General features: G+C 57.8%; 10 protein-coding genes and 1 pseudogene. 7 read left to right on the top strand and 4 right to left on the bottom strand.

The window, feature by feature from the left end; all coding sequences use genetic code 11:
* The first annotated feature begins 95 nt into the window (after positions 1-95).
* Positions 96-452, top strand: a complete 357-nt coding sequence (locus KGA88_RS27155; protein WP_223595529.1) for a hypothetical protein — start codon at positions 96-98, stop codon at positions 450-452.
* Positions 453-524: 72 nt separating this feature from the next.
* The gene (locus tag KGA88_RS27160; protein ID WP_223595531.1) at positions 525-755 is read left to right on the top strand and encodes a hypothetical protein; all 231 of its coding nucleotides are present in this window, start codon (positions 525-527) and stop codon (positions 753-755) included.
* Positions 756-766: 11 nt separating this feature from the next.
* On the opposite strand, the gene KGA88_RS27165 is transcribed toward KGA88_RS27160, so the two are convergent.
* Complete coding sequence (locus KGA88_RS27165; RefSeq protein ID WP_110662526.1) at positions 767-1,048, bottom strand: hypothetical protein; 282 nt, start codon at positions 1,046-1,048, stop codon at positions 767-769.
* 455 nt (positions 1,049-1,503) lie between these two features.
* On the bottom strand, positions 1,504-1,692 hold the full coding sequence (locus KGA88_RS27170; RefSeq protein WP_110660849.1) for a hypothetical protein: 189 nt from the start codon (positions 1,690-1,692) through the stop codon (positions 1,504-1,506).
* Positions 1,693-1,981: 289 nt separating this feature from the next.
* Here KGA88_RS27170 and galU point away from each other — a divergent pair, with 289 nt between their 5' ends.
* Together galU and gorA are read left to right on the top strand one after the other, a co-directional pair.
* Entirely contained in the window at positions 1,982-2,821 is an 840-nt protein-coding gene (galU, locus tag KGA88_RS27175; RefSeq protein ID WP_007975949.1) for a UTP--glucose-1-phosphate uridylyltransferase GalU, read from the top strand.
* 130 nt (positions 2,822-2,951) lie between these two features.
* Positions 2,952-4,310, top strand: a complete 1,359-nt coding sequence (gene gorA, locus KGA88_RS27180; protein WP_223595533.1) for a glutathione-disulfide reductase — start codon at positions 2,952-2,954, stop codon at positions 4,308-4,310.
* Here gorA and KGA88_RS27185 read toward each other — a convergent pair.
* Together KGA88_RS27185 and KGA88_RS27190 are read right to left on the bottom strand one after the other, a co-directional pair.
* The gene (locus tag KGA88_RS27185) at positions 4,307-5,317 is read right to left on the bottom strand and encodes a DNA-binding protein (protein WP_110660851.1); all 1,011 of its coding nucleotides are present in this window, start codon (positions 5,315-5,317) and stop codon (positions 4,307-4,309) included. The two genes, gorA and KGA88_RS27185, sit on opposite strands and share 4 nt — an antisense overlap.
* A gap of 161 nt (positions 5,318-5,478) precedes the next feature.
* Positions 5,479-5,571 (bottom strand): annotated as a pseudogene (locus KGA88_RS27190) (outer membrane lipoprotein carrier protein LolA); the annotation flags it as partial.
* Between the two features lie 38 nt (positions 5,572-5,609).
* Here KGA88_RS27190 and KGA88_RS27195 point away from each other — a divergent pair.
* The 3 genes from KGA88_RS27195 to ahpF all read left to right on the top strand — a co-directional run bounded on the left by KGA88_RS27195 (position 5,610) and on the right by ahpF (position 8,952).
* Entirely contained in the window at positions 5,610-6,548 is a 939-nt protein-coding gene (locus KGA88_RS27195) for a site-specific integrase (protein ID WP_110660852.1), read from the top strand.
* A gap of 138 nt (positions 6,549-6,686) precedes the next feature.
* On the top strand, positions 6,687-7,250 hold the full coding sequence (gene ahpC / locus KGA88_RS27200; protein ID WP_085725808.1) for an alkyl hydroperoxide reductase subunit C: 564 nt from the start codon (positions 6,687-6,689) through the stop codon (positions 7,248-7,250).
* Positions 7,251-7,389: 139 nt separating this feature from the next.
* Positions 7,390-8,952 carry an alkyl hydroperoxide reductase subunit F gene (gene ahpF, locus KGA88_RS27205; protein WP_223595535.1) on the top strand — a complete coding sequence of 521 codons (1,563 nt, stop codon included), beginning with the start codon at positions 7,390-7,392 and terminating at the stop codon, positions 8,950-8,952.
* Positions 8,953-9,079: the final 127 nt, after the last annotated feature.

Here is a 9,079-nt window from a genome sequence, read left to right on the forward strand (position 1 = left end):
AAAACGCTAATTTCACGTTTGATGAGCGATAAAGCAGTTTGTCTCGGAGAAAAAACGCATCTGCGTTGTCCGAGCCTCTTTATCGGAGGTTTTGTATGAAGTGGGGTTTGTCGATTCTTTCCCTGGCGGTGTTGGTGAGTGGTTGTGCGAACGTCTCTGATATCAATGAGACGCTGCCGACCATGAGCGTGATTTCTGGCAAGAAACCCCATGAATACGCACAATGCCTCAGCGAAAAACTGGCTGACAGTCGCGGCGCCTTGCAAATCGAGCCGCACAAGGAGGGCTTGCGTGTGATCGTACCGCTCAAGTACTCCTCGGGGCCGTCTGCCGTATTCGACATTGAAGAGCGCTCGGGCGGCAGCAGCATCAAGTTGCACGAGAGCATGTCCAATGTCCCGGTGCGTCCAAAGGATGTACAGAAGGCTGCCACCGAGTGCATTTCCGGCTGATAAACTATCGACAATCAGCACCGATGCCGCCAAAGCCAGGCTTTGGCGGCATTGTTATTTCTGGAGTCGAATATGAAGCGTGAGCAGGTCCGGGAACGCCATGCAGAGGGGTTAATCTCTGCCACCCATGTGATTCAGAATCCGGCGGAGCGGGGGGAATGGATCGTGTTCTTCAAGAAGAGCGCCGGGCGCAGCTATTTCCTGGTGGATGACAATGATGAAGTCGAGTCCTTCAGTCGTCTTGATGACCTGATCGATACCGTGCGCGCGCTTGGAATCAAATTCGCCGAAATCCATATTTAGGGCGCGGCGCCTTATTTGCACATCACCACGACGTTGCGGCTCTTGTAGTTGCCGACATCGGCGCCGAGGGTCTTTTCGCTCTGCTTGAGCGAGGGTGTGCCATCGGTACCGACAATCTTGTAGCCGGTGCCTGCACAGGACGCTTCAGCCTTCTCGTAGCACGCAGCCCAGGAATTGGCTTCCCCGGAGCAATCAATCGACAGGCCGTGCTCTCCGTTGCCCAGGTAGGTTTCTTCCGACGTTGCGCAGCCACTCAGGGCCAATATTGCGATCAGGGGCAAAAATTTTTTCATGGCGTGGTCGTCGTCAGGATAGTGGGCTAAGGCTCAGACAGCGCCGGATTGAAAAGGTTATAGCCAAAGGCCACTTCTTTTCGTCATTCACAAAAAAGCTTCTTCACGCGATCCCGGGAAACACCGATAACGCAATCCCTGTAGGAGCCGGCTTGCCGGCGATGGGCTCAAGTGCGCCGCGTTTATCCGTTTGCACGCGTTATCGTTAACGATCATCGCTGGCAAGCCAGCTCCTACAAGGGACCGCGTCCGAGTGGAAATGATGTGAACGCCAAACTGTAGGAGCCGGCTTGCTGGCGATGGACTCCAGTGCGCCGCGTTTATCCAGGTCATGCGCGTTATCGTTAACGACCATCGCTGGCAAGCCAGCTCCTACAAGGGCCGGGTCCGAGTTGAATCCAGACCAGTGAAAAAAAGCCCTGCGCAATGGCAGGGCTTTTCGCATCGGACGTCGATCAGTTCTTGTCCTTGCCGCGTCGCTTCGGTTCCGGGTGCTCCAGCTCCAGCACCGAAGCCACCTCGATTGCCAGGGCTTCGGAAGGGAAAGGTCCGGCGATGTTTTCACCGCCGACACTGGCCACCCACCATTGACCGTCTTTCAGCTTGTTGATCAGGAATCCGTTGACGCTTTTTGCTTCCGACATCTATTTGCCTCGTTGTCTGGTTCAATCGCGCCATGATACCGGCAAACGCACGCAACGGGTGCCAATGGGCGTAGGGCAGGTCGCTGCGGATCAGTGAAAACCGTGCAATTACGCAGGTTTCTGCTATGCATAATAGGTTGCGAAGTGACCTGTGCACGTCCGCAGGGAACTATCGGCAAGAATATTTCTCTATGTTGACATCGGTTAGCCAGCGCGGGGCATTGTAAGGTGCACGCCGCCTGATTAGACTGCGCCGAAACTCGTACACACAGCCCTTTCAAGGACTTATATGATCAAGAAATGCTTGTTCCCAGCAGCCGGTTACGGTACTCGCTTCCTGCCAGCGACTAAAGCCATGCCCAAAGAAATGCTGCCGGTGGTGAACAAGCCACTGATCCAGTACGGCGTCGAAGAAGCACTGGATGCCGGCTTGAACGAAATCTCCATCGTTACCGGTCGCGGCAAGCGTGCCCTGGAAGACCACTTCGACATCAGCTACGAGCTGGAAAACCAGATCAAGGGCACCGACAAGGAAAAATACCTGGTCGGCATCCGCCGCCTGCTGGACGAGTGCTCGTTCTCCTACACCCGCCAGACTGAAATGAAAGGTCTGGGCCACGCGATCCTGACCGGTCGTCCGCTGATCGGCGACGAGCCGTTCGCCGTGGTGTTGGCGGATGACCTGTGCGTCAACCTGGAAGGTGACGGCGTCCTCAAGCAGATGGTCAAGCTGTACAAGCAGTATCGCTGCACCATCGTCGCGATCATGGAAGTCGACCCGCAAGAAACCAGCAAATACGGTGTGATTGCTGGCGACCTGATTGGTGACGACCTGTACCGCGTGCGCAACATGGTCGAGAAGCCAAAGCCGGAAGATGCCCCGTCGAACCTGGCGATCATCGGTCGTTACATCATGACCCCGGACATCTTCAGCCTGATCGAACAAACCGAGCCAGGCAAAGGCGGCGAGATCCAGATCACTGACGCCCTGATGAAACAGGCGCAGGACGGTTGCGTGATTGCCTACAAGTTCAAGGGCAAGCGTTTCGACTGCGGTGGCGCCGAAGGCTACATCGACGCGACCAACTTCTGCTTCGAGAACTTCTACAAGACGGGCAAGGCGTACTGATAGCCAGCGACCTGATTGTTTTGAAAAGCCACCTTCGGGTGGCTTTTTCATTTTCAGGCCCCATATCGACTGCAGCGCTTGCCCCACAAATGTCCGCAGGTATGCTGTTGGCCTGCCGAGGAGATTGAAAATGGCCTACGATTTTGACCTTTATGTGATTGGTGCCGGTTCCGGTGGTGTGCGGGCTGCTCGATTTGCCGCCGGTTTCGGTGCGAAAGTGGCGGTGGCCGAGAGTCGCTACCTGGGCGGTACCTGTGTGAATGTCGGCTGCGTGCCGAAAAAATTGCTGGTCTACGGTGCGCACTTCGCCGAGGACTTCGAGCAGGCCTCCGGTTTTGGCTGGAGCCTGGATGAGGCGCAGTTCGACTGGGCGACGCTGATCGCCAACAAGGACCGCGAGATCAATCGCCTCAATGGCATTTATCGCAACCTGCTGGTCAACAGCGGCGTGACTTTGCATGAAGGCCACGCCAGCATTGTCGATCCTCATACGGTCGAGATCAATGGCGAGCGCTTTAGCGCCAAAAACATCCTGATCGCTACGGGTGGCTGGCCGCAGATTCCGGAAATCCCGGGACACGAGCATGCCATCAGTTCCAACCAGGCGTTCTTCCTCAAAGAGCTGCCCAAGCGTGTATTGGTGGTGGGTGGTGGTTATATCGCAGTCGAGTTCGCCGGGATCTTCCACGGCCTGGGCGCACAGACCACGCTGCTGTACCGCGGCGAGCTGTTCCTGCGCGGCTTTGACGGGGCCGTGCGCAAGCATTTGCAGGAAGAGCTGACCAAGCGTGGCATGGATCTGCAGTTCAATGCGGACATCGAGCGCATCGACAAGCAGGCCGATGGCAGCCTGAAGGTCACGCTCAAGGATGGTCGCCAATTGGAAGCCGATTGCGTGTTCTACGCCACGGGGCGTCGTCCGATGCTGGACAATCTCGGGCTGGAGAACACTGGGGTCAAGCTCGACAAGAAGGGCTTTGTCGAGGTCGATGAGCTGTATCAGACCGCCGAGCCGTCGATCCTGGCGCTGGGCGATGTGATCGGTCGTGTTCAGCTGACACCGGTTGCCCTGGCAGAAGGCATGGCGGTGGCGCGACGCCTGTTCAAACCGGAGCAGTATCGTCCGGTGGACTACAAGATGATCCCGACAGCGGTGTTCAGCCTGCCAAACATCGGCACCGTCGGTTTGACTGAAGAGGAGGCTCGCGAAGCCGGCCACGACGTGCAGATCTTCGAAAGCCGCTTCCGGCCGATGAAGCTGACCCTGACTGAATGCCAGGAGCGCACGCTGATGAAACTGGTGGTGGACGCCAAGACCGACAAGGTGCTGGGTTGCCACATGGTCGGTCCGGATGCCGGCGAGATCGTCCAGGGTCTGGCGATTGCCTTGAAGGCCGGCGCCACCAAGCGCGACTTCGACGAAACCATCGGGGTGCACCCGACGGCCGCCGAAGAGTTCGTCACCATGCGTACGCCAGTCGCCGGTTAATCCTTCTTCGCTGCGTCTGCCGCTGCCGCAAGGGTCGCGGCCAGACGTACGCGTTCTTCCAGATCCGTGCGGGTCTTGGCCAAATCCATTTCCAGCGCCTTGTTGAGCTGCGACTGCTCATCGACGTTCTGTTTGAGTGCCTGGCTTTCCAGCAGGGCGACGCGCAGGCGTTCCTGGAGGAGGGTGCGCTCGCTGTCGACGCGGGTGGCCTGATCCAGCAACTGATCCTGGCGGGTATTGCTTTGCTTGAGTTGTTCCTGCAGCAGGCTCAGCTCGCGCAACGTGCCGCGGTTTTCAGTCAGCAGGCGTTCATTGTCGCGGTGCAACTGGGTGACTTCATCCTGGCGTACCAGCGCGCTTTGTTGAGCCTGTCGCAGTTCCATCTGTATTTGTTGCACCTGGCCTTCATGGCGACTCAATTCCTGTTCGCGCTGTTCCTTGACCGCATTGCGGTAGTGCTCCAGCGCGTCGCGAGTGTGCAGGTGTTTTTCTTCAAGGGAGCGGATCTGCTCGTCCTTGTCTTTCAGGCGCAGTTCGAAATCGGCCAGCGCCTGGTTCAGCCCGGCGTTGCGGGTTTGCTCCGATTGCAAACTGGCGCGTGTTTCCTGCAGCGCCTCGGACTCCTGGGTCAGCGCCAGGCTCTGAAATTCGTATTGCTGGTGCAGTTCGCTGTTGGCCTCCTGCGCTTCGCCGAGCTGGTTTTCCAGCGTCTTGCGTTGTTCTTCGTACTGCGTGCGCGCCTGGTCGATGGGTTCCTGCGCCTGCTCCTTGAGTCTTTGTGCAAGCCGCGCCACCAGCGCCATCAGTTCGTCGTCGATCGGCTCCGCCGGCGCTTCGGCCGGTTCGTGCCTGTCATCGAGCTCTTTGAGATAGCGATGAATCGTGGTTTTCGAGCCGGTATTGCCCATCTCGATCCGTACGGCATCGATGCTGGGGTTTTCGCCGCGAGCGAGGATCGCCAACCGAGCGGCTTGAACCACCGCTTTATTTACACCGCCGCGTGCCATGAGTTCTCCCGGGTTTTAATGATGTGGTACGTACCACGTAAATAAACATTGTACCATTCAATCTATAAAGTTAAATAATGAATGTAGCTGACACGGGATATACTGGTATTACCCCGTGTGATAGCGCTTTTCAGGTATCCTCACTCTATTTCTCCGTACACAAACCCTGTAGGAGCGAGCTTGCTCGCGAAAAACCTGAGAGCGCCGTGTGAATGCAGATAGCCAGCGTCATCGTTAACGGTCAGCGCGAGCAAGCTCGCTCCTACAGTCGGTCAAGACAGGTTTGTTTCCCATGAGCGAGCTGGATCGCTATCTGCAAGCCGCGACACGCGACAACACCCGTCGCAGCTATCGCGCGGCCATCGAACACTTTGAGGTGACCTGGGGCGGTTTTCTGCCGGCCACCAGCGACAGCGTGGCGCGTTATCTGGTGGCCCATGCCGGGGTGTTGTCGATCAATACGCTGAAACTGCGTTTGTCGGCATTGGCGCAGTGGCACAACAGCCAGGGGTTTGCCGATCCCACCAAGGCGCCGGTGGTGCGCAAGGTGTTCAAGGGCATCCGCGCGCTGCACCCGGCCCGGGAAAAACAAGCCGAACCCTTGCAGCTTCAGCATCTGGAGCAGGTGGTCGGTTGTCTGGAGCAAGAAGTGCAAACCGCCAGGGTCGAAGGCGACCGACCGGGTTTGCTGCGTGCCAGGCGCGACATGGCGTTGATCCTGCTGGGCTTCTGGCGCGGCTTTCGTAGCGACGAGTTGTGTAGGCTTCAGGTTGAACACGTGCAGGCCAGCGCCGGTTCCGGCATCAGTCTCTATCTGCCGCGTAGCAAGAGTGATCGCGACAACCTCGGCAAGACTTATCAAACACCGGCCTTGCAACGCTTGTGTCCGGTGCAGGCTTATATCGACTGGATCACCGAGGCGGCACTGGTGCGTGGGCCGGTCTTCCGTGGCATCGATCGCTGGGGGCATTTGGGCGAGGAGGGATTGCACGCCAACAGTGTGATTCCGCTACTGCGCCAGGCGTTGGCGCGGGCGGGTATCGCCGGCGAGCTCTACACCAGTCACTCCTTGCGCCGCGGCTTTGCGAGCTGGGCGCATCAAAGTGGCTGGGATTTGAAATCCCTGATGAGTTATGTGGGCTGGAAGGACATGAAGTCGGCCATGCGGTACATCGAAGCCAGCCCGTTCCTCGGGATGGCACGCATTACGGAAAGGCCGGTGGAATCCTAGATACCGTTTTCTTCTATTAATACAGCTGGCTAATAGCGAAATCCAATCAGCAGCATCAGGTTTGCCAATGAGCCTTCCGTTCGTCGAGTCGGTAAAGTTCTCTCCATCAACTTCTTAACCCCTGACGGAGAGTCAACGATGCCTATCATCAACAGCCAAGTTAAACCGTTCAAAGCTGATGCATTCAAAAATGGCGACTTCGTAAAAGTCTCGGACGCTGACCTGAAAGGCAAGTGGTCCGTGGTGTTCTTCTACCCGGCCGACTTCACCTTCGTCTGCCCGACCGAACTGGAAGACCTCGCTGACAACTACGACGCATTCCAGAAACTGGGCGTCGAGATCTACAGCGTTTCCACCGACACCCATTTTGCCCACGCTGCCTGGCACAACACTTCGCCAGCCATCGGCAAGATCCAGTACACCATGATCGGCGACCCGACCCACGTCATCTCCCGCAACTTCGACGTGCTGATCGAAGAAGCTGGCCTGGCTGACCGTGGCACTTTCGTGATCAACCCTGAAGGCCAGATCAAGATCGTTGAACTGAACGACGGCGGTGTAGGCCGTGACGCTTCCGAGCTGCTGCGCAAGATCAAGGCCGCCCAGTACGTTGCTGCTCACCCGGGCCAGGTTTGCCCAGCCAAGTGGAAAGAAGGCGAGGCCACTCTGGCGCCGTCCCTGGACCTGGTCGGCAAGATCTAAGTCTGTGATCGCACCATCAGGGCGGAACTCCGCACCTACCCGGTAAGCTGCACCGCCCAATAAAAACGCCCGGGCGAGATTCGCTCGGGCGTTTTTTTATGCCTGCTTTATACGAAACAGCAAAAAGGAAATCGCCCGTATGTTGGACACCAATCTTAAAGCCCAGTTGAAATCGTACCTGGAACGGGTCACTCAGCCGATCGAGATCGTTGCTTCCCTCGACGACGGTGCGAAATCCCAGGAAATGCTCGAACTGTTGAAAGACGTTGCCAGTCTTTCCACCCAGATTACTTTGCTCGACAACGGTGATGATGCACGCAAGCCATCGTTCTCGATCAATCGCCCCGGGGCCGATATCAGCCTGCGTTTCGCCGGCATCCCGATGGGCCACGAATTCACGTCCCTGGTACTGGCCTTGCTGCAAGTCGGCGGTCACCCGTCGAAAGCCAGTGCCGAAGTGATCGAACAGATCCGCTCGCTCAAAGGCGAGTTCAGCTTCGAGACCTACTTCTCGCTGTCCTGCCAGAACTGCCCGGACGTGGTCCAGGCGCTGAACCTGATGGCGGTGCTGAACCCGAACATCCGCCACGTCGCCATCGACGGCGCGCTGTTCCAGGCCGAAGTCGATGAGCGTCAGATCATGGCGGTCCCAAGTATCTACCTGAACGGCGTGAACTTCGGCCAGGGCCGCATGGGCCTGGAAGAAATCATCGCCAAGATCGACACCAGCGGCATCGAACGCCAGGCCGAGAAAATCAGCGCCAAGGATGCCTTTGACGTGCTGGTGGTCGGCGGTGGCCCGGCCGGTGCTTCGGCGGCCATCTACGCAGCCCGAAAAGGCATTCGCACCGGTGTCGCGGCCGAACGTTTTGGTGGCCAGGTGCTGGACACCATGGCCATCGAGAACTTCATCTCGGTGCAGGAAACCGAAGGGCCGAAACTGGCCGTGGCCCTTGAAGAACACGTCAAGCAGTACGACGTGGACATCATGAACCTGCAGCGCGCAGACAAGTTGATCACCGGCAAAGAAGGTGAGTTGCACGAGGTTCACTTCGCCAGCGGCGCGAAGCTCAAGGCCAAGACCGTGATCCTCGCAACTGGCGCACGGTGGCGTGAAATGAACGTGCCGGGCGAGCAGCAATACCGCAACAAAGGCGTTGCCTACTGCCCGCACTGCGACGGTCCGCTGTTCAAGGGCAAACGCGTGGCGGTGATTGGCGGTGGTAACTCCGGTGTCGAAGCGGCCATCGACCTGGCCGGTATCGTGGCCCATGTCACGCTGCTGGAGTTCGATGTGCAGTTGCGCGCCGATGCGGTGTTGCAGCGCAAGTTGCACAGCCTGCCGAATGTCACCGTGATCACCAGTGCGCAAACCACTGAAGTCACCGGTGACGGGCAGAAGGTCAACGGCCTGCGCTACAAGGATCGTCAGAGCGACGAATTGCGCAGTGTGGAACTGGAAGGGATCTTTGTGCAGATCGGTTTGCTGCCCAACACCGATTGGCTCAAAGGCACCATCGAGTTGTCACCCCGTGGCGAGATCATCGTCGATGCTCGCGGTGAAACCTCGGTGCCGGGTGTGTTCGCTGCCGGCGACGTGACGACTGTGCCGTACAAGCAGATCGTGATCGCAGTGGGCGAGGGCGCCAAGGCTTCTCTCAGCGCCTTCGATCACTTGATCCGCACTTCCGCCCCGGCATAAACCCGGCGCTGAAAACACAAAAAACCCATGAGCGATCATGGGTTTTTTTGTGCCTTACACATTACCAATGTGGGAGCGGGCTTGCTCGCGAAGGCGTCGTATCATTCGACATTGAAGTGACTGACAC

The organism is Pseudomonas sp. A-R-19, from assembly GCF_019956575.1.
Classification (GTDB): domain Bacteria; phylum Pseudomonadota; class Gammaproteobacteria; order Pseudomonadales; family Pseudomonadaceae; genus Aquipseudomonas.